At 52.1% G+C, this 672-nt stretch carries 6 tRNA genes; all 6 read right to left on the reverse strand.

Annotated elements, in window-relative coordinates:
• Window positions 1–73: 73 nt before the first annotated feature.
• A tRNA-Met gene (locus D8863_RS10680) sits at window positions 74–147 on the reverse strand.
• A gap of 11 nt (window positions 148–158) precedes the next feature.
• Window positions 159–248 (reverse strand) — tRNA-Ser (locus D8863_RS10685).
• An 11-nt stretch (window positions 249–259) separates the two neighbouring features.
• Window positions 260–333: transfer RNA gene (locus D8863_RS10690), tRNA-Ile, on the reverse strand.
• Between the two features lie 13 nt (window positions 334–346).
• A tRNA-Met gene (locus D8863_RS10695) sits at window positions 347–420 on the reverse strand.
• Window positions 421–425: 5 nt separating this feature from the next.
• A tRNA-Pro gene (locus tag D8863_RS10700) sits at window positions 426–499 on the reverse strand.
• A gap of 15 nt (window positions 500–514) precedes the next feature.
• A tRNA-Arg gene (locus D8863_RS10705) sits at window positions 515–588 on the reverse strand.
• Window positions 589–672 lie beyond the last annotated feature (84 nt).

The raw sequence follows: 672 nt of genomic DNA on the forward strand, positions 1-672 counted from the left end.
CGCGAGACGGAATCGAACCGCCGACACATGGAGCTTCAATCCATTGCTCTACCAACTGAGCTACCGAGCCAAATTGCGGGAGCAGGATTTGAACCTACGACCTTCGGGTTATGAGCCCGACGAGCTACCGAGCTGCTCCATCCCGCGTTAATATAAAAAGGAGGATGTGGGATTCGAACCCACGCACGCTTTTACACGCCTGACGGTTTTCAAGACCGTTCCCTTCAGCCGGACTTGGGTAATCCTCCATTATTTACAATGGACCTTGTAGGACTTGAACCTACGACCACTCGGTTATGAGCCGAGAGCTCTAACCAGCTGAGCTAAAGGTCCAACAAGATCAATATAGCGGCGAAGGGGATCGAACCCCCGACCTCCCGGGTATGAACCGGACGCTCTAGCCAGCTGAGCTACACCGCCATGAATCGGGAAGACAGGATTCGAACCTGCGACACCTTGGTCCCAAACCAAGTACTCTACCAAGCTGAGCTACTTCCCGCGTTAAATAAAAAAATGCACCCTAGAGGAGTCGAACCTCTAACCGCCTGATTCGTAGTCAGGTACTCTATCCAGTTGAGCTAAGGGTGCTCATCATTATATGCCGAGGACCGGAATCGAACCGGTACGATCGTTACCAATCGCAGGATTTTAAGTCCTGTGCGTCTGCCAGTT

The sequence above is a fragment of the Streptococcus oralis genome (assembly GCF_003943825.1).
GTDB classification, from domain to species: Bacteria; Bacillota; Bacilli; order Lactobacillales; family Streptococcaceae; genus Streptococcus; species Streptococcus oralis_CD.